The organism is Solibacillus daqui, from assembly GCF_028747805.1.
Taxonomy (GTDB): Bacteria; Bacillota; Bacilli; order Bacillales_A; family Planococcaceae; genus Solibacillus; species Solibacillus daqui.
Window position 1 is genome coordinate 2,538,182 of record NZ_CP114887.1, and the last position, 25,624, is coordinate 2,563,805.

General features: G+C 36.2%; 31 protein-coding genes, 2 riboswitches and 1 other annotated feature. Of the genes, 8 read left to right on the top strand and 23 right to left on the bottom strand.

Annotated elements, in window-relative coordinates; translation table 11 throughout:
- Positions 1–75: 75 nt before the first annotated feature.
- From gcvPB to comGA, 10 genes are all read right to left on the bottom strand, one after another.
- Positions 76–1,560 carry an aminomethyl-transferring glycine dehydrogenase subunit GcvPB gene (gcvPB, locus tag O7776_RS12310; protein ID WP_241368867.1) on the bottom strand — a complete coding sequence of 495 codons (1,485 nt, stop codon included), beginning with the start codon at positions 1,558–1,560 and terminating at the stop codon, positions 76–78.
- A complete protein-coding gene (gcvPA, locus tag O7776_RS12315; RefSeq protein ID WP_274307351.1) occupies positions 1,553–2,899 on the bottom strand; it encodes an aminomethyl-transferring glycine dehydrogenase subunit GcvPA in 1,347 nt (448 codons plus the stop codon). The genes gcvPB and gcvPA overlap by 8 nt, the downstream gene beginning before the upstream one ends.
- A 24-nt stretch (positions 2,900–2,923) precedes the next feature.
- Positions 2,924–4,027, bottom strand: a complete 1,104-nt coding sequence (gene gcvT, locus O7776_RS12320; protein WP_274307352.1) for a glycine cleavage system aminomethyltransferase GcvT — start codon at positions 4,025–4,027, stop codon at positions 2,924–2,926.
- A gap of 161 nt (positions 4,028–4,188) precedes the next feature.
- Positions 4,189–4,291: riboswitch (glycine riboswitch) on the bottom strand.
- 3 nt (positions 4,292–4,294) lie between these two features.
- Positions 4,295–4,388: riboswitch (glycine riboswitch) on the bottom strand.
- 129 nt (positions 4,389–4,517) lie between these two features.
- A complete protein-coding gene (locus tag O7776_RS12325; protein WP_274307353.1) occupies positions 4,518–5,030 on the bottom strand; it encodes a shikimate kinase in 513 nt (170 codons plus the stop codon).
- Positions 5,031–5,228: 198 nt separating this feature from the next.
- Positions 5,229–5,687 carry a competence type IV pilus minor pilin ComGF gene (gene comGF, locus O7776_RS12330; RefSeq protein WP_274307354.1) on the bottom strand — a complete coding sequence of 153 codons (459 nt, stop codon included), beginning with the start codon at positions 5,685–5,687 and terminating at the stop codon, positions 5,229–5,231.
- The gene (locus O7776_RS12335; protein WP_274307355.1) at positions 5,678–5,878 is read right to left on the bottom strand and encodes a hypothetical protein; all 201 of its coding nucleotides are present in this window, start codon (positions 5,876–5,878) and stop codon (positions 5,678–5,680) included. Before O7776_RS12335 ends, comGF begins: the two co-directional genes overlap by 10 nt.
- Before the next feature lies 1 nt (position 5,879).
- On the bottom strand, positions 5,880–6,422 hold the full coding sequence (gene comGD / locus O7776_RS12340; RefSeq protein WP_274307356.1) for a competence type IV pilus minor pilin ComGD: 543 nt from the start codon (positions 6,420–6,422) through the stop codon (positions 5,880–5,882).
- A 1-nt stretch (position 6,423) separates the two neighbouring features.
- Positions 6,424–6,741 (bottom strand): competence type IV pilus major pilin ComGC, encoded by a 318-nt coding sequence (comGC, locus tag O7776_RS12345; protein ID WP_274307357.1) that lies wholly within the window; start codon positions 6,739–6,741, stop codon positions 6,424–6,426.
- Between the two features lie 13 nt (positions 6,742–6,754).
- Positions 6,755–7,831 carry a competence type IV pilus assembly protein ComGB gene (gene comGB / locus O7776_RS12350; RefSeq protein WP_274307358.1) on the bottom strand — a complete coding sequence of 359 codons (1,077 nt, stop codon included), beginning with the start codon at positions 7,829–7,831 and terminating at the stop codon, positions 6,755–6,757.
- Positions 7,812–8,819: a competence type IV pilus ATPase ComGA gene (gene comGA / locus O7776_RS12355; RefSeq protein WP_274310497.1), complete on the bottom strand. Its 1,008-nt coding sequence runs from the start codon at positions 8,817–8,819 to the stop codon at positions 7,812–7,814. The genes comGB and comGA overlap by 20 nt, the downstream gene beginning before the upstream one ends.
- A gap of 179 nt (positions 8,820–8,998) precedes the next feature.
- Between comGA and O7776_RS12360 the strand changes: the two genes are divergently transcribed.
- Together O7776_RS12360 and O7776_RS12365 are read left to right on the top strand one after the other, a co-directional pair.
- Positions 8,999–9,697 (top strand): helix-turn-helix transcriptional regulator, encoded by a 699-nt coding sequence (locus tag O7776_RS12360; protein WP_274307359.1) that lies wholly within the window; start codon positions 8,999–9,001, stop codon positions 9,695–9,697.
- Positions 9,698–9,817: 120 nt separating this feature from the next.
- Positions 9,818–10,060: a DUF2626 family protein gene (locus O7776_RS12365; RefSeq protein WP_274307360.1), complete on the top strand. Its 243-nt coding sequence runs from the start codon at positions 9,818–9,820 to the stop codon at positions 10,058–10,060.
- Positions 10,061–10,104: 44 nt separating this feature from the next.
- Here O7776_RS12365 and O7776_RS12370 read toward each other — a convergent pair whose 3' ends face one another.
- Positions 10,105–10,749 carry an MBL fold metallo-hydrolase gene (locus O7776_RS12370; RefSeq protein ID WP_274307361.1) on the bottom strand — a complete coding sequence of 215 codons (645 nt, stop codon included), beginning with the start codon at positions 10,747–10,749 and terminating at the stop codon, positions 10,105–10,107.
- A gap of 174 nt (positions 10,750–10,923) precedes the next feature.
- Here O7776_RS12370 and O7776_RS12375 point away from each other — a divergent pair, with 174 nt between their 5' ends.
- Entirely contained in the window at positions 10,924–11,103 is a 180-nt protein-coding gene (locus O7776_RS12375; RefSeq protein ID WP_241368791.1) for a DUF2759 domain-containing protein, read from the top strand.
- Between the two features lie 263 nt (positions 11,104–11,366).
- Here the strand turns inward: O7776_RS12375 and O7776_RS12380 are convergent, their stop codons facing one another.
- The 4 genes from O7776_RS12380 to rpmG all read right to left on the bottom strand — a co-directional run bounded on the left by O7776_RS12380 (position 11,367) and on the right by rpmG (position 14,708).
- Positions 11,367–13,259 (bottom strand): LTA synthase family protein, encoded by a 1,893-nt coding sequence (locus tag O7776_RS12380; protein WP_274307362.1) that lies wholly within the window; start codon positions 13,257–13,259, stop codon positions 11,367–11,369.
- Positions 13,260–13,552: 293 nt separating this feature from the next.
- Entirely contained in the window at positions 13,553–13,756 is a 204-nt protein-coding gene (locus tag O7776_RS12385; RefSeq protein WP_274307363.1) for a YqgQ family protein, read from the bottom strand.
- Positions 13,757–13,759: 3 nt separating this feature from the next.
- Positions 13,760–14,338 (bottom strand): 5-formyltetrahydrofolate cyclo-ligase, encoded by a 579-nt coding sequence (locus tag O7776_RS12390; RefSeq protein WP_274307364.1) that lies wholly within the window; start codon positions 14,336–14,338, stop codon positions 13,760–13,762.
- A gap of 220 nt (positions 14,339–14,558) precedes the next feature.
- Positions 14,559–14,708: a 50S ribosomal protein L33 gene (gene rpmG, locus O7776_RS12395; protein ID WP_008408521.1), complete on the bottom strand. Its 150-nt coding sequence runs from the start codon at positions 14,706–14,708 to the stop codon at positions 14,559–14,561.
- 162 nt (positions 14,709–14,870) lie between these two features.
- On the opposite strand from rpmG, the gene O7776_RS12400 reads away from it, so the two are divergent.
- On the top strand, positions 14,871–15,329 hold the full coding sequence (locus O7776_RS12400; protein WP_274307365.1) for a hypothetical protein: 459 nt from the start codon (positions 14,871–14,873) through the stop codon (positions 15,327–15,329).
- The gene (locus O7776_RS12405) at positions 15,326–15,844 is read left to right on the top strand and encodes an MltG/YceG/YrrL family protein (RefSeq protein WP_274307366.1); all 519 of its coding nucleotides are present in this window, start codon (positions 15,326–15,328) and stop codon (positions 15,842–15,844) included. The genes O7776_RS12400 and O7776_RS12405 overlap by 4 nt, the downstream gene beginning before the upstream one ends.
- Before the next feature lie 28 nt (positions 15,845–15,872).
- On the opposite strand, the gene O7776_RS12410 is transcribed toward O7776_RS12405, so the two are convergent.
- Complete coding sequence (locus O7776_RS12410) at positions 15,873–16,757, bottom strand: LysR family transcriptional regulator (RefSeq protein WP_274307367.1); 885 nt, start codon at positions 16,755–16,757, stop codon at positions 15,873–15,875.
- A gap of 136 nt (positions 16,758–16,893) precedes the next feature.
- Here O7776_RS12410 and O7776_RS12415 point away from each other — a divergent pair, with 136 nt between their 5' ends.
- A complete protein-coding gene (locus O7776_RS12415) occupies positions 16,894–18,105 on the top strand; it encodes an MFS transporter (protein WP_274307368.1) in 1,212 nt (403 codons plus the stop codon).
- Positions 18,106–18,209: 104 nt separating this feature from the next.
- Here O7776_RS12415 and O7776_RS12420 read toward each other — a convergent pair whose 3' ends face one another.
- The gene (locus O7776_RS12420; protein ID WP_274307369.1) at positions 18,210–19,061 is read right to left on the bottom strand and encodes a DegV family protein; all 852 of its coding nucleotides are present in this window, start codon (positions 19,059–19,061) and stop codon (positions 18,210–18,212) included.
- A 329-nt stretch (positions 19,062–19,390) separates the two neighbouring features.
- On the opposite strand from O7776_RS12420, the gene O7776_RS12425 reads away from it, so the two are divergent.
- Both O7776_RS12425 and O7776_RS12430 read left to right on the top strand, forming a co-directional pair.
- Entirely contained in the window at positions 19,391–19,870 is a 480-nt protein-coding gene (locus tag O7776_RS12425) for a glutathione peroxidase (protein WP_274307370.1), read from the top strand.
- Positions 19,871–19,972: 102 nt separating this feature from the next.
- Positions 19,973–20,707 carry a glucose 1-dehydrogenase gene (locus O7776_RS12430; protein WP_274307371.1) on the top strand — a complete coding sequence of 245 codons (735 nt, stop codon included), beginning with the start codon at positions 19,973–19,975 and terminating at the stop codon, positions 20,705–20,707.
- 48 nt (positions 20,708–20,755) lie between these two features.
- Here the strand turns inward: O7776_RS12430 and O7776_RS12435 are convergent, their stop codons facing one another.
- The 6 genes from O7776_RS12435 to O7776_RS12460 all read right to left on the bottom strand — a co-directional run bounded on the left by O7776_RS12435 (position 20,756) and on the right by O7776_RS12460 (position 25,582).
- The gene (locus tag O7776_RS12435) at positions 20,756–21,625 is read right to left on the bottom strand and encodes a hypothetical protein (RefSeq protein ID WP_274307372.1); all 870 of its coding nucleotides are present in this window, start codon (positions 21,623–21,625) and stop codon (positions 20,756–20,758) included.
- On the bottom strand, positions 21,618–22,112 hold the full coding sequence (locus tag O7776_RS12440; protein ID WP_274307373.1) for an RNA polymerase sigma factor: 495 nt from the start codon (positions 22,110–22,112) through the stop codon (positions 21,618–21,620). Before O7776_RS12440 ends, O7776_RS12435 begins: the two co-directional genes overlap by 8 nt.
- A 105-nt stretch (positions 22,113–22,217) precedes the next feature.
- Positions 22,218–22,586: a DUF5071 domain-containing protein gene (locus O7776_RS12445; RefSeq protein WP_274307374.1), complete on the bottom strand. Its 369-nt coding sequence runs from the start codon at positions 22,584–22,586 to the stop codon at positions 22,218–22,220.
- Positions 22,583–23,164 (bottom strand): anthranilate synthase component II, encoded by a 582-nt coding sequence (locus tag O7776_RS12450; protein WP_274307375.1) that lies wholly within the window; start codon positions 23,162–23,164, stop codon positions 22,583–22,585. The genes O7776_RS12445 and O7776_RS12450 overlap by 4 nt, the downstream gene beginning before the upstream one ends.
- Positions 23,161–24,546 carry an anthranilate synthase component I gene (gene trpE / locus O7776_RS12455; RefSeq protein ID WP_274307376.1) on the bottom strand — a complete coding sequence of 462 codons (1,386 nt, stop codon included), beginning with the start codon at positions 24,544–24,546 and terminating at the stop codon, positions 23,161–23,163. Before trpE ends, O7776_RS12450 begins: the two co-directional genes overlap by 4 nt.
- Positions 24,547–24,599: 53 nt before the next feature.
- Positions 24,600–24,803: a binding site (T-box leader), on the bottom strand.
- A 113-nt stretch (positions 24,804–24,916) separates the two neighbouring features.
- The gene (locus O7776_RS12460; protein WP_274307377.1) at positions 24,917–25,582 is read right to left on the bottom strand and encodes a tetratricopeptide repeat protein; all 666 of its coding nucleotides are present in this window, start codon (positions 25,580–25,582) and stop codon (positions 24,917–24,919) included.
- Positions 25,583–25,624 lie beyond the last annotated feature (42 nt).

The window sequence follows — 25,624 nt, forward strand, 5'->3', positions numbered from 1 at the left end:
ATAGTTATTTCGTTAGAAGTCTTACCTGTGAACAAAAAAAGAGCCAGAAGATTCCCTCTGACTCCTAAGTTTTTATTAAACTTCCTGTGCTACTGCTTCAGGTTTTGTGTAACGTAACACTGGTGTACGTGCAGCGCGTGTCTCATCTAAACGGTTTACAACAGTTGTATGAGGCGCTTCTTGCACTAATGCAGGATTATCAATTGTTTCTTGCGCAATTTGAATCATTGCATCACAGAATGCGTCTAATGTTTCTTTAGATTCTGTTTCAGTTGGCTCAATCATAATCCCCTCTTCCACATTTAATGGGAAGTAAACTGTTGGTGGGTGGTAGCCAAAGTCTAACAGACGTTTCGCGATATCAAGTGTACGTACGCCAAGTTTTTTCTGACGACGGCCAGATAAAACAAATTCATGTTTACAATGACGGTTGTATGGTAAATCAAAATGTTCTTCTAAACGACGCATCATGTAGTTGGCGTTTAATACCGCATATTCTGTTACCGCTTTTAATCCGTCTGGACCCATTGAACGAATGTATGTGTATGCACGAACGTTAATACCAAAGTTACCGTAGTATGGTTTTACGCGACCAATTGATTGCGGACGGTTGTAATCGAAGTGGAATGTGCCATCTTCTAATTTCACTAAAACTGGCTTTGGTAAGAATGGAATTAAATCTGCTTTTACCCCTACAGGACCTGAACCAGGACCACCGCCACCGTGTGGACCAGTGAATGTTTTGTGTAAGTTTAAGTGTACGCAGTCAAAGCCCATGTCGCCAGGACGTGCCTTAGACATTACCGCATTTAAATTTGCACCATCATAGTAAACTTTACCGCCGACACCGTGAACGATCTCAGCCATTTCTAAAATGTTTTCTTCAAATAAACCAAGTGTATTCGGGTTTGTTAACATTAAAGCTGCTGTGTCTTCACCAACAACACGACGTAAATCATCTAAGTCTACTAAACCGTCTTCATTAGATTTAATAGTAATAGTTTCAAAGCCTGCAACTGTTGCAGAAGCTGGGTTTGTACCATGTGCTGAGTCTGGAACGATTACTTTATTACGGTGACCTTCGCCATTTGCTTCATGGAACGCACGGATCATCATCAATGCTGTCCACTCACCATGTGCACCTGCAGCTGGTTGTAATGTTACTTCATCCATGCCTGTAATTTCTTCTAATGAAGTTTGTAAATCGTATAATAATTCCATTGCACCTTGAGCTGTTGACTCATCTTGTAATGGGTGGATATTTGCAAACCCAGCATAGCGTGCAACGGCTTCGTTAATTTTCGGATTATATTTCATCGTACAAGAACCTAGTGGGTAGAAGCCTGAGTCTACACCGTGGTTACGACGAGAAAGTGCAGTATAGTGACGCATAATGTCTAATTCAGATACTTCTGGTAATTCTGCTACTTCAGTACGAACTAATTCAGCTGGTAGAAGCTCTGCAAGATCGAAATCAGGCACATCTAACGCTTCTAAATTATAGCCAACGCGACCTGGTTTTGTAATTTCAAAGATAAGTGATTGGTTTTCGTTAAGCATTGTAAGCCCCCATCTCTGCAACTAGTGCATCAATTTCTTCTTTCGTACGGATCTCTGTAACTGCGATTAACGCATGATTTGCTAATTCCGGGTAAACGCGACCTAAATCGAAACCACCGATAATGCCTTTTTCAATTAATTTTTTATTGATATCTGTAACGCTTGCATTTGTTTTCACAACGATTTCGTTGAAGTGCGAACCTTGATATGCTACTTCAAATCCAGCTGCTTCAAAGGCATTTTTCGCATAGCGTGTTTTTACGATGTTTTGCTTCGCCATTTCTTGTACACCTTGTTTACCAAGTGCAGTCATTGCAACAGAAGCTGCTAATGCTAATAACGCTTGGTTCGAACAAATGTTAGAAGTCGCTTTGTCACGGCGGATATGTTGCTCACGAGCTTGTAATGTTAAAACGTAACCACGACGGCCATCTTGGTCAACTGTCTCACCAACTAAACGGCCTGGTACTTTACGCATTAATTTGTTTGTTACTGCGAAGAAACCACAGTGAGGACCACCGAATGCTTCAGCGATACCGAATGGTTGTGCATCACCAACTGTAATGTCTGCGCCTAATTTACCTGGTGGTGTTAATACGCCAAGTGCTAATGGGTTTGAAGAAACGATAAATAACCCTTTTGCATCATGTGTAATATCCGCTAATGGCTGTAAGTTCTCCACTTGGCCAAAAAAGTTCGGATATTGAACGATTACACCAGCAGTTTGATCATCTACTAAGCCTTTTAATGCTTCGATGTCTGTTACGCCGTCTTTTGTTGGAATTGTAATAACTTCAATTGATTGACCATATGCATAAGTCGCAACAACATCTTTATATTCTGGGTGTACTGCACCAGAAACTAATAATTTTTTACGACGTGTATGACCTGCTGCTAACATACCAGCCTCTGCTAAAGACGTACCGCCATCATACATAGAAGAGTTTGCTAAATCCATACCTGTTAATTCAGCAATCATTGTTTGGAATTCAAAAATCGCTTGTAATTCCCCTTGAGAAATTTCAGGTTGGTATGGAGTATATGCTGTGTAAAACTCTGAACGAGAAATTACATGATCTACGATAATTGGTTTGTAGTGATTATATACCCCTGCACCAAGAAATGATACGTTTGTTGCTGTATCTTTGTTTTTTGCTGCTAATTGTGCTAACTCTTTCATTAAAGCTGCTTCTGATTTTGCTTCTTTAATGTTGTATTGGCCTTTAAATCGTACTTTTTCTGGAATGTCTGCGAAAAGTTCATCGATTGTAGCAACACCAATAGTTGCTAGCATTTCTTGCTGATCTTGTTCCGTCATTGGTAAATAACGATGTTTCATTACATAACCCTCTTTTCAAAAGTTTTATTTATTACGTTTATAAAATGGTGTTTCAACAATTACTGCTTTTGCGAGTTTACCGCGAATTTCGATTTCTACTTCTATTCCGACTTCAGCAAATTTTGCGTCAATTAATACCAACCCGATGTTACGCTTTGTCATTGGCGATTGTGTACCAGTTGTCACGATTCCAATTTCTACGCCGTCTTTAAATACTTTATAGTCATGACGTGGAATCCCTTTATCAATCATTTCAATTCCAACTAACTTACGCGGTAAACCCTTTTCTTTTAATTCGATTAATGCTTGTTGACCGATAAATTGTGGCTCTTTCGCTAATTTCACTGCAAAGCCGATACCCGCTTCAAGTGGAGTAATATCTTTTGATAATTCTTGACCGTAAAGTGGTAAGCAAGATTCAAAGCGCAATGTATCACGAGCACCTAAGCCTGCTGCTACAACACCTTTGTCTTTACCAGCTTCTAAAATTTTGTTCCAAAGATCCTTGATTGCTGCTGGTGTCCCGTAAATTTCAAAACCGTCTTCACCAGTATATCCAGAGCGGGATACAAGAACTGAATAACCGCCAACTGTTACGTTATCTTGGAATTTGAAATACTTAATAGTTGATAAATCTGTGTCCGTTAATGTTTGTAAAACTTCTTCAGATACAGGACCTTGCAATGCAATTTGAGCGTAGTCAGCTGATGCATTTGTTAGTGTTACATCACCTTCAACATGTTGTTGTAACCATTCAAAATCTTTTTCAATATTTGCAGCGTTAACACAAAGCAAATAACGATTATCTTCTAAACGGTACGTTAATAAATCATCTACAACGCCACCATTTTCGTAGCAAAGCGCACTATATTGAGCTCCACCAATTGCAATTTTTGAAATATCATTTGATAACATTTTTTGTAAGTAGCTTAACGCATCTGTACCTTCTACAAAAATTTCACCCATGTGAGATACATCAAATAGACCAGCGCGATTACGAACTGCATCATGCTCTTCTTTAATTGATGAAAATTGAACAGGTAACTCCCAACCACCAAAATCAATTGTTTTGCCACCATATTTTGCATATTCATCGAAAAGCGGTGTACGTTTTAACTCATTTGTCATGTTCAAAGTCCTCCTTATTGTTATGTATTTTTTAGGTTTTTTAATATAAACCTGCTGGAAAAACACTTTTCGTTTCAAATAATGTATTTCCTATGTGGATATGAGAGTTGATAATCTCAAATCCACAAAAAAAAGACAGACGAACCCCTTATCAAGAGATTCTCTGTCCTTGCACCTGAAAGTTACACCTATTGTTGAATTTCGATCACACAATAGGCTTTCCCCTTTGGTGGCTGTATTGTACTAATACAGCACTCTCCAGAGTTGCGTCCAATACGAGTCTTTTTGCCTGAGAGATTCATAGCACTTGCTACTTGCTCCTTCGGCGACGTGACTTCACGTTCTCTCCCCGTATCATCATCCGCGTTAGCTTCAATTAATTAAATCATTAAGATTACTCTCAGCAATATCCTAACATTGAACGCTATATAAACGCAATCTTTTTTTAATTTTACTTCAAAACCGAACGATTATTGATTTTATTGTTTTTTCATTCGCCTTTCAAACGATTTACCTGAAATGCAATATACTCTACAATTTGACGTAATGTACGACTGGGAGTTAAAACCTGTATATGACCTGCATCACGATAAGATCTCCGTCTGTTGTTATACAGTATTTCTAATTCCTGCTCGGTGGACTTTTGGACAATTGGACGGTTTTTATCATTACGGATTCGCATATAAATGTCCTCAAATTTAGCATCCAGGAAAAATACTAATCCTGTGTGACGCATAATTTTACGATTTTCTTCATTGACTGCTACCCCTCCGCCAGTGGCAATTATGCATGCTTCATCACGAAAACTTTTCAAAAATTCCGTTTCTATTTCGCGGAACCGCGCCTCACCGAATTTTTCAAAGAGTTCAGGAATCGACATTCCCTGTTGTCGGACAATTTCATGATCCATATCATAATAAGGCATTTTCAAGTAATAACTTAACCGTCTACCAATTGCACTTTTCCCGCATCCCATAAATCCTACTAAATATATTTTTCGCATGCCAATCACCTTCTTCTAATTACGAACTACTCCATCTAACTTTACTCACTATTAAGTATATTTATCGTAGCACGAACGTAAATAGATTCCAATGAATTATATATCATAAATTGGCTAGAAAATGCATTTGTATAAAATAAAGCAGCTCCCGTAACAATAAATAACAAAAAAACTGCTAAAAGAAATAAAAAGCCACGTTCATTCACGAGGTAACGGCAAAACAATGACCCTTTCCCGTAATTTCCCATCTTGTGTCACAACTTTCATAATAATTTCATTTCCTTCTTGTCTATATTGTAAACCTTGCACGTTTGGAAGCATGATTTCATTGCCGCCCTTATTTGAACGTTTACGCACGTGATTATTCGGCTGTTCAATATAAAATTCACGATTATCTGGATCATTAGCTGGCTCTAACATCAATATTTTAGGCGAAACAATTTCCCCTGATATAGAATTTTCATTGTATTGATGCACATCATAGACAAAAAGTTCCCAATTTACATCATGCTTTATTTGGTTAATATTTTGAATATCTCGCACCCAAATAACAATCAATAAACTAATCGAAGCAAACAATACGAGCACAGCTAAATGAAATAAACTTTCTAATAATGTAAAGCCACGCTGATTTTTTATTTTCGAAATTAAACACATCGCTCCTTTATCACTCCATTTAGCTCATATGTTACACATATTTGTCCCTCATTATAAATCCATGAATAGAATGTGCCTTCAATTTGCTGATCACCTGACACTTCTTGATATCGTTTGTATTTTAATGCACCATTGAATGCCACTTCTGCAGCATGTGCTTGTTTTTGTTGTATGGTAATATTTTGTTTCATATTAAAGGTGATCGGAATCAATGTTGACGTTAGAAAAAATAAGATTACTGCTGCTAGAAGCGTATCCACAAGAGTTAATCCTGTCTGGTGTTTCAATAACATTTTTTAATATCTGCCTCCCTTTGCCCATATTAATTGTAAAGTGATAAGCATAATTATTGAAATGGTACATAATCGTACCACTGCTTCGAATATTCCCGCTATTATTAAATAATATTTTTGAGTGAGTCGTTGACAAAAAAATCTCAATGCCTGCTGGTAATTCTTGATCAAATAGAACTTCATCACGCTGCGAAAAATTCCTAACGGTTATTCTACGACAATTAAATACTTGGAATTCATAATTGGATTTTGTTTCAATGGCCTTTGCCTGCGCTAAACGGATTAACAGTTCTGTTTGGTCAATAAATTGTTCATTCGTATAATTCGTCAATTTTTCAGTTGTAAAAAATAATACCGAAGAACAAATGATTGTAAAGATTACTAAAACTACAAGCATTTCGATTAATGTGAAGCCTTTTTCGTTTTGGATTGCGTTATTCATCTTACGGTAAACTCGAATCATTAGGAATAGTAGCCATTTTACCATTAAAAGTTATCACAGTTTTATCAGGGCATTTCGGTACTTCTTCTGTAATATATCCATTATCAAATAACTCATTAAAACTTGCAGGATAATCTCCTGTACTAATTCTATAAGCTTCAATTTGACCGTTAAGCATTAGCACATAAGAATCACAGCCCTTCTCATCTATCGTTGCAAAATGCTTGGATACATTGGGAATCGTGATTAAGATTAATATCGATATAATAAACAACACAACTAACATTTCTACTAAAGTAAATCCTTTTTCGTTTTTCACATTTTCCACCTCATTATATAAAGTCAATCACATCATACATTGGCAATAGAATGCTTAAATACGCAGCAATTACACATAATGCAATTACCATAAATAACAATGGCTGAATAATTGCTAGCGATTTGGTGATAATTTTTTCTAGTTTTTCATCTAACAAATCGCAATATAAAACAAGCTCTCTACCTAAAAAACCACTGGCTTCACCATGTGCAATAAAATGTTCAAATTTCGGATAAAAATAACCAACCATTTGTACTGCATTTGCCAATGGGTCACCTAAGATTATTCGTTTGTGTAAGACGTGTGAAATATGAGCGATTTGTTCTTGGTGCTGCTGTATTTTCAACTGTTCGAATGCCTGTTGCAATGATAAACCCGCTAACAATAGGTTTCCAAGATTTCTCGAAAATTGCCTTGTCAAAATTATTCGCCAAAACAAACTAATATAAGGTATACGAAATAATAAATTCAGTTGAAGATCAACACGTTTCTTTTTTACATAAAAGGTAAAACATATCAATGTAATCACAATGAATACGCTAAATATTACAATTAAATCAGGGATGTGTAAGAAAAATGTGGACCATCGGATGCTTGTTGACGAGGTTACGTCAGCTCTAGAAGAAATTACAGAGGACATATTTGGTAAGAAATACGTACGAAAAGCCAAAAATAGCAATACTAAAAATCCAAATAACAATACTGGGTACGATAATACTTTCAATAGCTTGGATTTTGCTTGCTGTTGAAAGGTTAACTGCTTGGACACAATGTAAATCGTGTCATTTAAACGACCTGAAACTTCAGCTAGTTCTATCGAGATTAAATATTGTTTTTCAAGACCTATAGCTTCAAATACTTGTGTCACACTACCGCCACTCGACAATATTTCCTTTATTTGCTGTTGCACAGGTTCATAATTTTTTACGTGGTATGGCAGCAACATTTCAATGCTATGTGCAAATGTATAGCCTTCATTTAATAATGTTGCCGTACGTTCTAATAAGGTAGGGAATTCATGTGCTCTCATAACCGGTTTAGCAAAAAATTGCCGCTTCCAAATCGATTTTTTAACTAGAGGTATATTCATAGCAACCTCCTGATAATTTTTTCTTTTGACCAACAAGCGTTGCGTCTGCGGATAATGCATAGCCCAAATCATTTCGGATTGCTTCAATCACATTGACTAACTCCTTATCATGAAGCACTTCAAATAACGCTTTGTATTCTCCGTCCCGTTCTATTAATGTTTGACAGATAACGGCCTGCAACATTTGGCGCATTTCCTCGTAAGAAACCGATAAATCATGTAAACGATATAAACTGTTTATGCTATCTTTGGCATGGATAGTCGAGATGACTAAATGTCCAGTAAATGCAGATTCAATTGCAATTTTTGCCGTTTCCTTATCGCGTATCTCCCCAATCATCAATACTTGTGGCGAATGTCGTAATATCGCTTTTAATGAAGTTGCATACGTTATGCCTGCGTTTTCATTTACCTGAATTTGCAAAAGTTCTGATTGAATACTTTCAACTGGGTCCTCGATTGTGATGACATGACGATTTAGCTGATACGCACAATAATGAAGTAATGAATACAATGTCGTTGTTTTACCACTGCCCGTTGCACCGCTTACTAAGATCAGACCACTTTCTTGCTGTACTAAACTTTCCAGCAGCTGAGCAGTTCCACGAAAATGGCATAACTCGTGTAGTGGCATCGAATGGTTTTGTTTTAGGATACGAATTGCTAAGCTTTCTTTTTGGTAGGCTGATGGTAAGGTTGAAATTCGCAGAGAATATTGAAAATCTTGAAATTGTCGTTGGAAGGCTCCACTTTGAGGCTTTCGCTTTTCACTAATATCTAATGAGGATAAAAATTTAAAATAAGAAATCATACGAATTGAAAGGTCATTTGAAATGTCTCGTATTTTTTGAAACTGACCATATTTGCGAAACATTAACTGATAATGGTCTTCTCTTGGCAATAAGTGAACATCAGAAGCTTGAAAATCAATTGCTTGCTTTATAAGCTGTACGCACTTTTGTTCAATAATTGATTCTTGTTCGATTATGTTTCACCCCCTTCATCTAATTTATCGAAAGTATATAAGAAGCAAGGTAATATGTGAATATATTTTCTAAAAATTTCTTTTTATGTGATATTTTTGTGTAAAACAGACATTTTCAAGCTCGATTCGTGTAGAATAAAAGAGATGCAATACTATAATTGCCAATGATTGGAGGTTAGAAAATGCTACATCCAATAAAAGTAACAAGTACTTTAGCCGATGAAACACGCTTTTCAATTTATGAATACATGGTACAGTACAAAAGACCGATTTCTGTACAAGAAATTGCCGATGAATTCCAAATACATTCGAATGTAGCACGCCTACATTTAACCAAGCTCGCTGAAATTGGTGCTATTACCGCTGAATTTCTTAAAACCGGAAAGGGTGGTCGCCCCGGACGAGTTTATCAAGTAAAACAAGAAGGGATTCAACTTAGCTTTCCATATCGAGACTCTTCATCACTCTTGAATTGGTGTATTCAATTAATCGATCAGCTTGGTGATGATGCTTTACAACAAGCGAAGAAAATTAGCTACGAAGATGGACGTCGAATGATGCGCGAACTCATAACAACACAATCTGAACATTCTCCACAATCTTTTGATGAAAAATTAGCGCTATTAACAAAAAGCGCACATCAAATTGGTTATGTTCCCGAAGTCCTTAATGAAAATCATTCAAAGACCGTGTTCTTTGCTATTTACAATTGCCCTTTTTATAAACAAATGACTACTAATGGTAAAATCACATGTCAATTACACGAATCATTTTTGCGTGGACAAGTTGAAATATTGTTTGGCAACAGTGAATTTGCTCAATTTGAAAGTATGTTACATAACTGTGATTATTGTAAATACAAAATTACCATAAACAATTAATGGAAAAAAAACACGCGATTGTCACAACTCTTCCATAAGTTCTAGTTTACATTGTTCGGAACATTGCCTTATAATAGATGAGAGATTAGTCTATTTTACGTAAAAGGAGGGAAAATCTAAATGAGCAATATGTATAAAGTTATGGCATTCTGGACAGCTATTTTCGCCGTTATGTTCTACCTTGGTGGTATGAACGAGGTTTCGCTATTATTCATAGGTAATACAGGGTTATTTTTATTATTAGGCTTCTTAAATCTGTCAGAACGCATGTATCTATACATTTTCGGGGCTTACTTAACTGTTTTCTTCGCAGGATTCACGTATTTTACAACATTCATGCACTCTCCTGGTGGAGGACACTAATAAAAAAACGACTGCCATTCTTGCGCAGTCGTTTTTTTATATTGTTAAAACCCATTTAAAAAGGGATTATGATTCATCTCAGCAGCTGGAGTTGTATAGTCACCGTGACCTGGGTAAATAATCGTGTCTTCTGGTAAAGATAGCAACTTATCATGAATCGATTTAAGTAATACTTCCATCGAACCCCCAATTAAATCAGTACGACCTATACTTTGTTCAAATAATGTATCTCCAACAATTGCAAAGCCATCTTCTTTAAAGATAAATGACACACTACCTGGAGAATGACCTGGCGTATGTACCACATCAAATGTAAAGTCACCAATTGCCAGTTCGCCTTCTGTACGAAGAATATGTTCCTCCTTTGGTGCCTTTACAATATAGTTTGGCAACTCGGCATACTTACCTGACCCATTTTTTAGTGGGTCCCCTAACCAATCTACTTCTTTTTCGTGTACATATAGTGGTACATTAAATACTTCTTGTAAAGCCTCTACCGCGCCAATATGATCAAAGTGTGTATGCGTTAATAAAATCGCTAGGGGCTTTAATCCATTACTACGCAACTGTTTTACAATATGTGCCCCCTCTTCACCTGGATCGAAAATTAAACATTCTTTATTTTTATTGCTTACAATATAGCAATTAGTTTGGATTGGCCCAAGTGGATACATTCTGATATTGAGCATTTCATTCACCTCAAAAATTATAATATCTATCACTTCTAGTGTACCATGACTTAATCGTTCATATAAACGTCATTTTTAGTCCTCGACAAACGAAAAGGAAACATTTACAATAAAAGAGGAATATTGTTGCGACATTATTTGGAAAATGATGTCGAAAGGAGTGTCAATTTTTTTATGAACTTATTAATGGTTATTTTTGGTTTAATTGCAATTTTTGGCGTAGTTGGCATATTCCAATCAATCAAAGAAAAAAACATCTTAGCAGTTTTATTTAACGCAGCTGCAGCAGGTGTATTTGGTTGGTTCGTTATTATGACGATTCTTAATCAGGGCTATCCACCGGTACATCAATAATTGTGAAAAATACCCGCACATATGTTGCGGGTATTTTTTATACATTTTTTTGTATCCTACAATTCCAACCAGAATGGGGTGCGCAACTTTTGAACAGTACGCCCCTCACATGATAATAATCCGCTTTAGACTGTCTTCTTCGGTTTCGCAAGTAAAGCGCGAATGTCACTTCTTGTGATAACACATTCATGATTAGTTTCTAGCTAACCTCCATAATCAGCGCAAAAGGGGCTCCCAGAATCACTTCTCGGACGCCCCCTTTGTTACTTTTCATCAACAGTTAGATTACCCGTTTCCACATCATAGAAGCGCAGTAAATCGCCGTTAATAATTTGATCAGAATAACCTAGCTCTTTTGTTGCTCGTTCAATATATGGCTGACAGTTCACCATATCAATCTCTTCGCCAGTTTCACGGTCATAGCATACTTCACCAGCATACACTACTTTATCTGTAATAAATCGACCATCACGGAAAACAACAAAATCCTCATGCTCTTCAGAGAATAAATCTGCACCTAACTGCATGTCCTTAGACGTGTCGATACCTAATAAATGTAATAATGTTGGACGCAAATCTATTTGCCCAGAAACTTCTTCCATCACTTGTCCATCATTTGAGCCTGGAATATGGATGAATAATGGCACTGATTGTAATAATGCACTATCATATGCTGTAATTTCATCTTTACCTAAATATTGTGCCATCGCTTTATTATGATTTTCTGAAATCCCATAATGGTCGCCATACATCACAATAATTGAATTTTCATATAAACCTTGTTCTTTTAAATCATCGAAGAATTCTTTTACAGATTCGTCTAAATAACGAACTGTTTGGAAATAACGATTTAATGTACCAGAACTTGAATCAAATTCATTAATCATCATATCTTCAGGATCTAGATAGAATGGATAGTGGTTTGTTAATGTAATTAAACGACTATAAAAAGGTTGTGGCATGTCTTTCATCAATTTTGTTGATTGCTCGAAGAATGGGATATCCTTTAATCCCCAGTTCACTGAGTTCTCATCATTAACATCATATGATTCAACATCATAAAAGTTATCTAAATTGAATGATTTGTAAATCATGTCGCGGTTCCAGAATGATTTATTATTGGCATGCATGACATTTGTATAGTACCCATTTTCACCTAAGCTTTCTGCAAATGAGTTATACGTGTTCTCACCATGTGTGAAGAATACCGCACCACGACCCAATCCGAATAATGAGTTTTCAAAAATAAACTCTGAATCAGATGTTTTTCCTAACCCTGTTTGGTGATAGAAATTATTAAAATAATACGTATCTTTATCTTGTGTTAGTGAGTTTAAAAATGGTGTAATCACTTCGCCATTCATTTCATTGTTAATCACAAAAGTTTGTAATGATTCTAGTGAAACAGCAATGACGTTACGACCTTCATATTTACCAAACATCTGTACGTATGGCTCTGCTTGATTGGCACGAACATAGTTGTTTACTTCGACTAATTCACTGCCATCTGCTAAAGCACGTTGCGCAGATGATTTTGATTGTACATAAATATCATATAAATGGTAGTTGTACGTACCGATATTTTTCACTAAAAGTTCACGGTCAAATGCACGTGTTAATAATTGGGGGCGCTCGGTTTCAGCTAACCCTAAGTTTAAAAACAATACGGCTGCCGCCATTACAAAGTATGCTTTACGAGCATCTTTGCGCACTGGCTTATAATTTTGAACTTTCGGTAAAAATTTCAATGCTATTAAAATGATGAATACATCTACAAAGTATAAAATATCCATCCAGCTAATAATTGCCGCAGCAGATGTCCCTAATTCCCCAAAGTTACTTGTTTGGAATAATACAGGTAATGTAACAAAGTCATTATAGAATCTGAAAAATGCTACATTCCCATAAAGGATAAACGCAAGTAAAATACTGCCGCCTACGATATAACGATTTTGTGCTTTTGGAGATTTTAAGAATAATGATATGCCATAGAAAAATAATAAAAAGCTTAGCGGGTTAATAATTAAAATTAACATTTGCATCGCATTTTCTACATCCATATCAAAACTAGTTTCGTAAACAATAACTGTCTTAATCCAAGTTGCTATTACAGCAATCGCTAATATCGAATGTTTAGGCCACTTAAGATTTCTCATATCCTATACATCCTCTCTACAGTAGTACTTTTTATTTTATATAAAAAAATAAATTTCGAATTGAAACAAAGTATATCTTAGTCCTTTTTGATGCCATGTGCAACATAAATTCTCACTGCATCAAAAAGTAAATAGTTTCGAAATTTATAAGTTACACATTATTAGTTAGTACGTTCGAATAAAAGAAAGGTTTCACAAAATAGTAAAACAGCGAATTTTTCCGCTGTTTCAAGGGAATATTTGTTAAACACGTTTTTATTCCTCGTAAAACAATCAGCGTAAAACGATTGAAATTATCGATTTTCTATTTTCAGTCTTTGCTCTTCTTGGCGAAGAATTAGTAATGCCATTTGGAAATCTTTTGTATCCATAAATTTTGATTTATACAATTCTTTTATTTCATCTTCCATTAAATGCAAATCACCAATTCGATCCTTCGTATAAATGTATATGCCATATTGTTTTAATAAGTGAATAATATCTAACATTGATTGCATAAATCAGTCCTCCAAATCATTGTCCAAAATAGCGCTCATGTGTTCTCCTACTAATATATGTACCGGCAGATCATGTGATTCTCGCGGTACTTCGTTTATCAATTGTTCATCAAATGCCAATGCTATTTTCATTCCTGTATAGCCTTGTAAATATCGGTCGTAATAGCCCCCGCCAAAACCAATGCGGTAGCCCTCATCATCAAAAACAACACCTGGTACTACGATGACATCGATTTGTTGCTTTTCTACTGGGTCACAAAGCTCTGGAATTGGCTCTAAAATACTTTTATATGCACGTTCAGTTTGGGAAAACGTGTCAATTTCATAAAATTGCATGGCACGTTCAGGTACTGCACATTTTGGAACAGCAACTTTTTTATTCATTTTCCACAGTTGTTCAATTATAAAACTTGTATCCACTTCCGGTTTGTTTGATAAAGTAATACCAATCATCGTTGCATTAATTATTGCCGGCTGTTTCAATAAATTTTGCGCTATTGCATAAGAACGATCCCGATACTGCTGATACGACATGTCATTTAATTGCTGTAAAACTCTATTTCGAAGTTGTTTTTTATCCATGCAAATCCCCCGTTTCAAATTAGAAAAACACATTTCGCGCCAAATAACGTGAAATGATGTCTTTTTTGTGTGGATTACATTGAAAAACGAATACTATCTTATCCACCAAGTTAAAAGCTATTATCATTCTTTAATGTATGATAAAAAATCATAATAAGTTTTAACAAAATGAATGTAAAAAGCCAAAACCAACAAGTGGCTTTGGCTAATTGAGCGATTATTACTTTGTTTCACGGTGAAGAGTGTACTTCTTCTCGCGAGAGCAATATTTTTTAAGTTCAAGACGCTCTGGATTGTTACGCTTGTTCTTTTTAGAAATGTAGTTACGTTCGCCGCAGTCTGTGCAAGCTAAAGTAATGTTTACGCGCATTATTAACCCTCCCACTCTAAATTAAGAATATAAATTTATTTGAGCATGATTTATACGACTTACCTATTATAACACACTCTTCGAAAAAATCTAGCATGATTTATTATTAACTTTTGATATGGTAAAATATATTTAATATTAGCTGTTCAGGGGGACTACATAATGGAAATTTCATCAATCATTATGATTGTTGGTATAGTTTTTATCGTTTTATCTTTGTTTTTCAAAGACAAGTCATCTAAATTGGAAAAAGAATTAGATGATTTATCCATTAATATCTATCAGGAAACAAATTCTTTAAAGCGACGTATTAAAACATTAGAGGAAGAATTACTTGTTGAACCAAACTTCCAAGTAAAATCACCAAACTTAAGTCAAAAAAAACAACAAGATGCAATGGGTACATTTCAACAAGTAGCCGCGCAAGTTAAAGCGGCACAAAGCTATGGTGCTCATTCTCAATATACACCAAAAGCAAATAGTAAACCGATTAACAGTATTTTAGTAAGCCAAGTACTAGCACTTAACGGACAAGGTCTATCTATCGACGAAATTAGCAAACGCTCTACCCTTTCACATGCTCAGATCCAAACGATTATTGCAAATGGAGGCATCCAATGAAAAAGTCTATGCGCGCATTCGGTATTGGAGTTTTTTTAGCTGGTGCTGCGATCGCAGGCTACGATCATTTCTTTCCAGACCAACAAACTGCTGATACACGAGCACTTGAAAAGCAAATCAAAAAATATGAACAGCAAATTGATCTATTAAATAATCAACTTGCTAAGCAAGAGGCTACAGATGTAGTAGCAACAACTGAAAATGAAGAAAATAAAACAACATCAGCTTCACAAGAATCAACTAGCTTTGTTGAAACAGTAAAAGATTCATCGGAATCACCTGAGTCTGGCACGGATATTATTGAAGCGACAATCTACATATATGAAAATGTATCGATCTATACAATAGGTAAACAAGCAGAAGATTTAGGGATCGTCAAAAATGGGCGTGAATTAGAGCTTTTCTTAGCAAAACCTGAATATTCTCGCTCAATTCAAAAAGGAGCATTCGATTTACACTCGGATATGACGATTGAAGAAATCGCGAAAACATTAACAGGAAAAAAAGTGAACTAATTATGGGTGATAGAATCTCAACATTCTATCACCCATTCCATTTGAAGTATTCCTTAATGAACGCGATAAACTGCTTTGTTGTCGTTGATAGCAATTGATTATTTACATGGGCAAACCCTACTTCACGCTTACAATTTTCGGCATCTACAGGAATTACACGTACTTTATATTGATCAATGCCTTTAATCACTGGGATAAGTGAGATCCCTAACCCACTTTCAACTAAGCCAGCTAACGTATGAACCTCCTCCCCTTCAAAAGCAACATTTAATTCAAAACCTTCTTGACGATACAAATCATCGACCGATTTACGTAAAGAATTACCCTTTTTAATCGAAATGAACGGGCGCGCAGCAAAATCCTTTACTTTTACCCGCTCTTTTTCAGCAAGCATATCCCCCTCTGGAACAATTAAAAATAGCTCCTCTTCCCACAATTTCTCCCAATAAATTGATGACTTGTAATTTAATGAAGATATTAAGCAAATATCAATTTCACGTTTTTCTAGCTTCTCTAGTAACACCCCGGTATTACTTTGTGTTAATTGAAATTGCATGTTCGGATAGACTGTGCGAATATCGTTCATTAGTGACGGTATAACTTGAAGTCCTAACGTATGCATAAAGCCTATCGATACTTCCCCGTGCCCCGGTGACACTAAACTCAATAGATCTTCACGCGCTTGATCGTAATCATATAATATTCTTTCCACACGCTTTAAGAAAAAATGACCATAGCGGTTTAATTTAATCGATCGGCCATTGTGATCAAACAGTTCTACACCTAAGCTCGCTTCAAACTGTGAAATCGACTTACTAAGCGCTGGCTGCGAAATATGAAGCTTTTCTGCAGCACGAGACATATTTTCTAACCGTGCTACCTCTCTAAAATACAGTAATGATAACAGCTCCACTTCCAACACCTCTTATAACTTTTATTTATAAGGTACATAAAAACAATGAATTATCTTTATTATGACATGTCAACTATACTTGAAGAAAGTATTTGGACAATAAATAGTCACATTTTCAATGATTGAAGGGATATTTGTGGATTACATACAAAAAGGAACAAAGAATTATACATTAACGAATTTGGCATTGTTTGCTGCCGGTTTTATTACATTTGCCAATCTTTACATTACACAGCCACTGATGCCACAATTTACAAAAGATTACGGCGTTTCACCAGCAGTAGCAAGTTTGTCCCTCTCTGTTGCAACATGCATGTTAGCTTTTAGCCTGATTTTATTTGGTTCACTATCGGAAGCTTGGGGGCGTAAAACATTGATGACGTTTTCAATTTTTGCAGCCTCGATTTTTACCTTAACACTTGCATTTGCTCCAAGCTTTGAAGTGTTATTATTATTGCGTCTTGTTCAGGGCTTTGTGTTTGCGGGTGTACCTGCAATTGCGATGGCTTATTTAGGCGAGGAAATGGAAGCTGCTAGTTTAGGGTCTGCAATGGGACTTTATATTAGCGGCAATGCGATTGGTGGACTATCAGGACGTGTCATTATGGGCACGATGACACACTATTTTAATTGGCATGTTGGCATGATTACACTAAGTGTAATTAGCTTGATTGTTAGTGCGATTTTTGTTTGGGCACTACCAGAATCAAAGCATTTTTCTGCGCGCCCACTTCAATTGAAAGCATTAACGAAATCTTTAGTACAGCACCTTAAAAATCCAGGACTTGTTTGTTTATTTGGCATCGGCTTTACGCTGATGGGAAGCTTTGTAACAATGTTTAATTATATTGGCTTTAAATTAGTTGAGCCACCATTCAATTTGAGTACCGCAATTGTCGGTTGGATATTTGTCGTGTATTTAGTTGGTTCATGGAGTTCAGCGTGGTTTGGTAGCTTGTCGGATCGTTTCGGACGCCAACATGTTTTATATTGTGGTATTGCGATTATGCTAAGCGGTGCATTATTAACATTACCAAATAGCTTAGTTGTAAAAATTATCGGGCTAGTCATCTTTACATTTGGCTTTTTCGGCTCGCATTCAACTGCAAGTGGTTGGGTAAGTGCAGCTGCTAAACAAGATAAAGCACAGGCGTCTTCACTTTATTTATTTGCGTATTACATTGGCTCAAGTATTGGAGGGACTGCTGGCGGTGTATTTTGGGCAACATTCGGCTGGACAGGAGTTGTGCTATTTATGGCTAGTGCACTTGTCATTACATTTATTTTAGCTGCAACCATTCAAACGATTAAACATCGTCAAATTATTCATTCTGAAGTGACACCATAAAAACTTCGAACAAAACCTACCTTCTAAAAGTGCAAAAATCGGAATTGCCTACCGCAATTCCGATTTTTTATTTGAACTGAAACTAATCTGTCCCAACCCACTTTCTATTCACGAACCCAAGTTAATCCAAGTGTACCTTCCCCCGCATGCACACCTACACATGCTGAAAGTGGAGTTGGTGTAAATGTAATGTATGGAAATAGTTGTAGTAGCTCTTGCTTCCACTCATTTGCACCTTTCTCATTATTACAATTAATAATTGCTACTTCGTTCACTGGTGACTTTTCCATTGCACACTGTAATTTTTCGATTACCGCTTTTTTTGCACGTTTATCTGCACGAACTTTTTGTACAACTTCAACGCCACCCTCCTTATTGTACTCAATTACTAATTTAATATTTAATAGATTACTTAAAAACATCGCTGTTCCGGATACGCGGCCACTTTTATTAAGTTGCTCTAAGCTTTCAGGAATAAATGCTAACTCAGCCTTTTCACGCATCGTTAAAATTTGCTCAACAATTTGCTCTGGCTCTAGCCCTTGTTTTTCTAACTCCATCCCTTTTTCAATCATAACCTGCATTGGGTATGAACCAATTAACGAATCAATTGGATAGTTTTTAAACCCGGCTTGTTGTGCAGCCATTGGTGAACTTGCTACAGTACCTGATAAGCGCTCAGATGTATGAATAGCAATTGCACAGTCATAGCCTTGTTTTTTTAATTGCTCATATAATGCCACATGCTCCCCAAAGGCTGGTTGTGATGTTTTCGGATGTGTATTGGCGTTGCGTAATTTATCATAAAATTCATCATGTGTCATATCTATTGTTTCACGTAATGCACCTTCTTCAAAAACAATATGTAATGGTAATACATGAATATTATGTTTTTTAATAAAGTCCGGCGATAAATATGCTGCCGTATCTGTAACCCATGCAATCTTTATAGTCATTTAATAGCCCCTCAAGTTTTTTTAGTAGATATGAGCCTCATCTATTTTCCAAAGAAATCGACATAATACGAGACATCATTTCACACTATTTAGCTTAAAATATGTTTTTCTTACCTCCAAACAATGTAAGCGGATTCACATTAGGGACAAAGTGACAAATGTCATATTGTCGAAAAAAAATTATTTCATAGACAATATTTCGACACGCATTTTCAAAGTTCTTCAAATTTTAATAGAGGACAATCATTTTACAGGCAATAATTTTTCTAGTACGATAAATGTATAATTAGTAGTTTTGCTCTAAATTTCTTCATAAAGGGGACTTTTCAATGAATATTTACGATATTTCTGTCAAGAATGAAAAAGGCGAGTCGTATCGATTAGATGCCTATAAAGGACAAGTAATGATGATTGTCAATACTGCGAGTAAATGTGGTTTTACGAAGCAATTTACTCAATTGGAAGCACTCTACGCAAAATATAATAAAGATGGCTTTGTTGTTTTAGGTTTCCCTTCTGATCAATTTAAACAAGAACTAGCAAATGGTGAGGAAGCGGCTCAATTTTGTCGTCTCGATTATGGTGTAACCTTTCCAATGCATGAATTGATTAAAGTAAATGGTGCAGAGGCACACCCATTATTTCAACACTTAACATCTGAAGCGAAAGGATTACTCGGCCAAGCTATCAAGTGGAATTTCACTAAATTTCTCGTTGATCGCGATGGCAACGTCGTAAAACGATATGCCCCACAAGACAATCCACTTAAAGCTGAACAGGAAATTTCAATGCTTTTAAAGAATTCATAATACCCAGTGCTTTTTAGATGACGAAATAATAGTTTACAGGTATACTATTATCGAAATGTACGCAATGACGTATGTTAATTATAAAATTTAGGAGTGTTTATTATGGGTCGTTTAGACAACAAAGTAGCAATTATTACAGGTTCAGCGCAAGGTATGGGTGCAGCACATGCTAAACTATTCGTAGAACAAGGTGCAAAAGTAGTTTTAACAGATTTAAACGAAGAAAAAGGTAACGCATTTGCTGCAGAGCTTGGCGAAAATGCAATTTTTGTTAAACAAAATGTTGCAAGTGAAGAAGATTGGGCAACAGTTGTCGCAAAAACAGAAGAAGCATTCGGTCCAGTAAACGTTTTAGTAAACAATGCTGGTATTACAATGGCTAAAAACATGTTAGACGTTACGGTTGAAGAATACCGTCGTATCGTTGAAATTAACCAAGTTTCAGTATTTTTAGGTATGAAAACTGTAGCAGCTTCTATGGCGAAAGCTGGCGGCGGTTCAATCGTTAACATTTCTTCATTAAATGGTTTAGTAGCTGGTGCAATCGGTTATACAGATACTAAATTCGCAGTACGTGGTATGACAAAAGCAGCAGCAATTAACTTAGCGCCAATGGGCATTCGCGTAAACTCTGTACACCCAGGTGTTATCGCTACGCCAATGGTTGTTCAAGAAGATACTAAAGCGGCTGTTGAAGCATTCTCTAAAATGATTCCATTAAAACGCGTTGCACAACCAGAAGAAGTTTCAAACATGGTATTATTCTTAGCTTCAGATGAGTCTAGCTACTCAACTGGTTCTGAATTCATTATTGATGGCGGTATGTCAGCACAATAATAGTTAAATAACGAAAGCAGCCGAGGCGATGTTCCTCTGGCTGCTTTTTTAAAATAGAGGTTTTTCTTCGCCTTCCAATTGTAAATATAATGGAAGCAAGAAATAGGTTACAGCTGCATACATCGAGATTCCACAAGTAAAAGCAACCCCGAATGGAACCCCAAAATTTACAGGAATTATCAATAATGCACTCATTATAAGTGTAATAATCCCCGATGCCTGACGTGTCTGTTTTGCATAATACAATTTACCATTACATTGATGACAACGTAGGTCCATTTTAAAATACATCATTAATTTCCGTTTTTCTTTCGACAAAAATTCATGCTGACAATGTGGACAATAAACTTTTTTTACAATATTCCGAGCACCAAATAAAACACTTAAATATGCAAACACGGTAATTAATAAATAAATCATGATGATTTTCACTTGCTCTGACAGGATTACAAGTGAGGCGATAACTGCAAAGCTATAGATCAAAAACGGTACTAAAAACATTAGAATATAACGTAACTTAATAATGATTTTGCGGATTTTCCGAACAGTCGTTTGTTGCCAACGCTTTGTTTTCATGACGATGAGAATTGTCATAAATCCATTAATAATGATACCTATGCTAATGGCTAAACTTAGACGCATTTTTAATTGAAAATATTTCGAATGGTCTATGTCTGATAAGCCACCAGGTGACTTAGACGCTTGATGAATGCGCGTTCCACTTGCCAAATCCGTGAAAATTAACAGCACACAAAACGCAAGTAATAGGATAAATGCTGGCGCAATAATTACTGGCCAATTAAATGTTTTTTTTCGGGTTATGTATTGTTGATCGAACACGCGTTCTTTCATGTTCTTTTTTTGTTCTTTTGATAACTTCAGCTTTAGTAATTCCTGTTTCCACTGCTTTTTATTCATCATATGTCACCTCCCATTGCAACTTTGGCTTTAATTTTGCTCGTGCTCGTTGTAAGCGCGATTTCACCGTTGAAACCGCTACCTCTAAAACCTCAGCAATTTCAAATACTGTCATTTCCTCATAATAATAAAGCAGAAGTACTTCTCGGTCCTTAACTGGTAATGTTAAAACAGCTGCAGTAATTTCCGCTCGTAGCTCCTGTTCTACATATAGTTGTTCTGTCCCTTTTGTAGCACCTTGAAAATACTCGACCAACATATGCTTTTTATTTTTCCAGCTGCGTAAATAATCATAACTACGATTGATTGTGATTTTGATTAAATACGTTTTTAATGATGCTTCCCCTTTAAATTGTTCGGAGGTATGATAGTATTTCACAAATACATCTTGTACGACTTCTTCTGCAACAAGACGGTCTTTCGTATAAATAAAGGCTATGCGATATAAATAATCGCTATATGTATCAATTAATAGTTCAATGTCCATTTTGCTACCTCCCTTCACCCGTATAGACGGAGAATATTTCAATATGGACGCAAAATATAAAAAAAAATTAAAAACGCCTAACAAGTTTCATTAGGCGTGAATGGATTATGGTTTAAAACTTTGTAAGGCTTCTTGCGCTAACTCTATGACATCTTCATCAAATCCTCGTTGCCCAGATGCAATTTGTTCAACAACCTCTGCTAACACAAGTTTTGAGTAAAACGGCAATTTCGGTACGAGTTCAACTAAACACCAATAGATCCACATATCGTCATCACCCGCTAATACTTCATCAATTAGCGGTGTTATTTCGGTTGGATATGTTAATAATAGTTCTGCTACATGTTTTGAGACCGGCCAATTCATATCTTGCATCCAAGTCATAAGTTCTGGAAGTAAGGGCACGACTTCATTTGCTGGCTTATTTCTTAATAACTCGACAGCCTCAATATCAAATTTATTTTTTGGAATCATACACGCGCCTCAATTCGCTGTAAAAACGCATGAATTATTTTATGACCTGTCTCTGTTCCAATTGACTCAGGGTGGAATTGCAAACCGTAAATTGGGTAGTTTTTATGCTGAATCGCCATAATTTCACCATCATCTTTACTCGTGGCAACGACTTCAAATTCATCGGATAATGTACGCGCTTCAATAATTAATGAATGGTAGCGCATTACTTCAATATCATCATTAAATCCAGCAAATAACCCCTTCGGCTCATACTCTAACTCACTTGTCTTCCCATGCATAATATTTTTTGCGCGGCTAACAGTTGCACCAAAAGCTTCCCCAATGGATTGATGACCTAAGCATATCCCTAACATCGGGAACTCCTTATATAGAGCTTGAATCATCTCAATGACAATGCCCGCCTCTTTTGGCTCACCGGGACCTGGAGAAATGACAATTGCTTTTGGCTTTAGAATGCGAATATCTTCTACAGTTAACGCGTCATTTCGAACAACTTTGATATTTTCATAAAACTGTCCAATTTGATGATATAAATTATACGTAAACGAATCATAATTATCGATGAGTAAAATCATTTTCGCACCTCCAATAACGCTTTTGCTTTATTTAGGGTTTCTTCGTATTCAGACTCTGGCACCGAATCATAGACAATTCCTGCACCTGCTTGCACATATGCTTTACCATCTTTTACAATCATCGTACGAATTGCAAGCGCTAAATCCATATTACCTGACGTCGATAAATAACCAATCGCTCCTGCATAAATGCCTCGCTTTCGTTTCTCCAATGCATTAATAATTTGCATCGCACGAATTTTCGGAGCACCGGATACCGTTCCAGCAGGTAAGCTTGATGCTAATACATCGACTAAATGCGCATTATCACGTAGCGTTCCAATCACTTCCGATACTATGTGCATTACATATTTATATTTTTCAATTTGCATATATTTTTTCACTTCTACCGTGCCAATTTTTGAAACACGACCGACATCGTTTCTACCTAGGTCTACTAACATTTTATGTTCTGCAATTTCCTTAGCATCTTGCAATAACATTTGTGCTATAACCTCATCTTCCTGAGGTGTTTTGCCACGCGGTTTTGTACCAGCAATTGGGTTTGTTGTGACAATACCATTTAGCACTTTTACCAAGCTTTCTGGCGATGTTCCTAAAATCGTGTACGGACCGAAATCCATGTAAAACATATATGGCGACGGGTTAGTTGTACGCAATTTGCGGTAAAGTGCAAATGGATTTTCATTAAAATTTGCTTCAAACGTTTGGGATAACACAACTTGGAAAATATCACCGCGTCGAATATGGTCTTTTGCTGTTTCAACCATTTCAATGAAACGCTGTTTTTCAATTGTTGGTTCAAAATTTACTTGATTTACTTCTTGTTGTTGAATGACATTTGCAGTCATTTGCAATTCAATTTGCTGTATTTTTTCGAGCATTTCTTGTTCACTTCGCCCTTGTTGCAATAGATCAATCACAACAATGGACACTTGCTGCAGTAAATGATCCATCACGATAAATGTGTCATAGAAAAATACATGCACATCCGGCATATTGTAGACATCACCAATAATTTCACCAATTTGCTCAAAGTGAAAAGCGGTTTCATATCCGAAATAACCAATTACTCCTCCAAAAAATGCAAATGGCAATGCTTCCGTTCGAATTGGTAATAGCTCTTTTAACACGGTTAGAACCGGCTTTTCTACTGTTTTTTCCACATCTTCGCTCAACTTATACGTACTAATTTTGGCGTCACCTTTTAACTCGCCAATTGGGTCTAGAGCAATAAATGAATAGCGTCCACTATCTTTAAATTTCGCATTCGATTCAAACAATACTTTTTGCTTTGCTTGTAATGCCTCATAAATAGCAATCGGCGTTAATGTATCACCGTTCAATTGCTTCATTACATAACCTTTCGTCTCAACTACCATACTCATCTCTCCTCAACTCATGCTTTTGCGCACACAAAAAGGCCCTTTCGTTTGTAAAGGACGAAAGAGCCGTGGTGCCACCTTTATTGACTATACAAAATATAGTCCACTCATTTCTCGTAACGTGAGAGGTACGGCATAGCATTTCCTCTATGCAGCTAGAAAGTCCATTTCGTAAAGTGCATTTACTAACTCCCACCAACCGTTAGCTCTCTAAAAAACACAACCTCACTACTTTTCTTCATCATTGCTTTTATATTAGTTAATATTGTATAACGACTTCGATAGTTTTTCAAATTATTTTAAATACATAGACATTTATACACAAAAATTCCCACTTCACAAAATGCAAAATGGGGATTGAGCGTTATTAATTGTCACGTTGACAAATCATATCATATATATATTTTGCTTGATCAAATTCAGGCTGCAATGTATATGCCTGCTTCAAGTGGTACTTCGCTTTTTCTGTATCTGTCGTTGAAACTGCATATAACACACCTAAGTTGTAATGTGCATCTGCGTTATTCCAATCTTCTTCAATAACAAAATCAAGTTCTACTTTGGCATAATCGAACATTTCTAACGTACATAATAAAATCCCGTACGCTAAACGAATTTGAATATCCTTTGGCGCAAGTTCAGCTGCACGTTGCATGTATGGTAGTGCTAATTTGTACTGTTCACCGCGCTCAAAGCATTTTGCAAGCATATAATAGGCATCTGCACCTTGAATTCCATGATCAATTGATTTTTGATAAAGCTTTGCTGCTTCTGTATAGCGCTCTGCTTCATAGTAAAGATTAGCTAAGCCGTAGTAAGCTGTTGCTGCAGTCTCATCAACTGTAATCGCTTTTTGGAAGAAACGTTCTGCACGTTCAATATCGTTCATTGCTGCAAGTAAAGTACCAAAATTGACATAGCCTACTGCATCTTCAGGATTCACTTCAATCGCTTGTGTGAATGCCTGTGCAGCATCCTCATATCGTTTTTCTTGGAAGGCCTTTATGCCAATTTCATTGTAATTTGTATCCATTCTATTCACCTCTAAATTAGAAAAACACAAATCGCGCATTGA

Coding starts and splice junctions, on each gene's coding strand:
- gcvPB (WP_241368867.1), bottom strand. CDS start 1,560: ATGCTTAACGAAAACCAATCACTTATCTTTGAAATTACAAAACCAGGT.
- gcvPA (WP_274307351.1), bottom strand. CDS start 2,899: ATGAAACATCGTTATTTACCAATGACGGAACAAGATCAGCAAGAAATG.
- gcvT (WP_274307352.1), bottom strand. CDS start 4,027: ATGACAAATGAGTTAAAACGTACACCGCTTTTCGATGAATATGCAAAA.
- O7776_RS12325 (WP_274307353.1), bottom strand. CDS start 5,030: ATGCGAAAAATATATTTAGTAGGATTTATGGGATGCGGGAAAAGTGCA.
- comGF (WP_274307354.1), bottom strand. CDS start 5,687: ATGTGTTTAATTTCGAAAATAAAAAATCAGCGTGGCTTTACATTATTA.
- O7776_RS12335 (WP_274307355.1), bottom strand. CDS start 5,878: ATGAAACAAAATATTACCATACAACAAAAACAAGCACATGCTGCAGAA.
- comGD (WP_274307356.1), bottom strand. CDS start 6,422: ATGAATAACGCAATCCAAAACGAAAAAGGCTTCACATTAATCGAAATG.
- comGB (WP_274307358.1), bottom strand. CDS start 7,831: ATGAATATACCTCTAGTTAAAAAATCGATTTGGAAGCGGCAATTTTTT.
- O7776_RS12360 (WP_274307359.1), top strand. CDS start 8,999: ATGCTACATCCAATAAAAGTAACAAGTACTTTAGCCGATGAAACACGC.
- O7776_RS12365 (WP_274307360.1), top strand. CDS start 9,818: ATGAGCAATATGTATAAAGTTATGGCATTCTGGACAGCTATTTTCGCC.
- O7776_RS12370 (WP_274307361.1), bottom strand. CDS start 10,749: ATGCTCAATATCAGAATGTATCCACTTGGGCCAATCCAAACTAATTGC.
- O7776_RS12375 (WP_241368791.1), top strand. CDS start 10,924: ATGAACTTATTAATGGTTATTTTTGGTTTAATTGCAATTTTTGGCGTA.
- O7776_RS12380 (WP_274307362.1), bottom strand. CDS start 13,259: ATGAGAAATCTTAAGTGGCCTAAACATTCGATATTAGCGATTGCTGTA.
- O7776_RS12385 (WP_274307363.1), bottom strand. CDS start 13,756: ATGCAATCAATGTTAGATATTATTCACTTATTAAAACAATATGGCATA.
- O7776_RS12390 (WP_274307364.1), bottom strand. CDS start 14,338: ATGGATAAAAAACAACTTCGAAATAGAGTTTTACAGCAATTAAATGAC.
- rpmG (WP_008408521.1), bottom strand. CDS start 14,708: ATGCGCGTAAACATTACTTTAGCTTGCACAGACTGCGGCGAACGTAAC.
- O7776_RS12400 (WP_274307365.1), top strand. CDS start 14,871: ATGGAAATTTCATCAATCATTATGATTGTTGGTATAGTTTTTATCGTT.
- O7776_RS12405 (WP_274307366.1), top strand. CDS start 15,326: ATGAAAAAGTCTATGCGCGCATTCGGTATTGGAGTTTTTTTAGCTGGT.
- O7776_RS12420 (WP_274307369.1), bottom strand. CDS start 19,061: ATGACTATAAAGATTGCATGGGTTACAGATACGGCAGCATATTTATCG.
- O7776_RS12425 (WP_274307370.1), top strand. CDS start 19,391: ATGAATATTTACGATATTTCTGTCAAGAATGAAAAAGGCGAGTCGTAT.
- O7776_RS12430 (WP_274307371.1), top strand. CDS start 19,973: ATGGGTCGTTTAGACAACAAAGTAGCAATTATTACAGGTTCAGCGCAA.
- O7776_RS12435 (WP_274307372.1), bottom strand. CDS start 21,625: ATGAATAAAAAGCAGTGGAAACAGGAATTACTAAAGCTGAAGTTATCA.
- O7776_RS12440 (WP_274307373.1), bottom strand. CDS start 22,112: ATGGACATTGAACTATTAATTGATACATATAGCGATTATTTATATCGC.
- O7776_RS12445 (WP_274307374.1), bottom strand. CDS start 22,586: ATGATTCCAAAAAATAAATTTGATATTGAGGCTGTCGAGTTATTAAGA.
- O7776_RS12450 (WP_274307375.1), bottom strand. CDS start 23,164: ATGATTTTACTCATCGATAATTATGATTCGTTTACGTATAATTTATAT.
- trpE (WP_274307376.1), bottom strand. CDS start 24,546: ATGGTAGTTGAGACGAAAGGTTATGTAATGAAGCAATTGAACGGTGAT.
- O7776_RS12460 (WP_274307377.1), bottom strand. CDS start 25,582: ATGGATACAAATTACAATGAAATTGGCATAAAGGCCTTCCAAGAAAAA.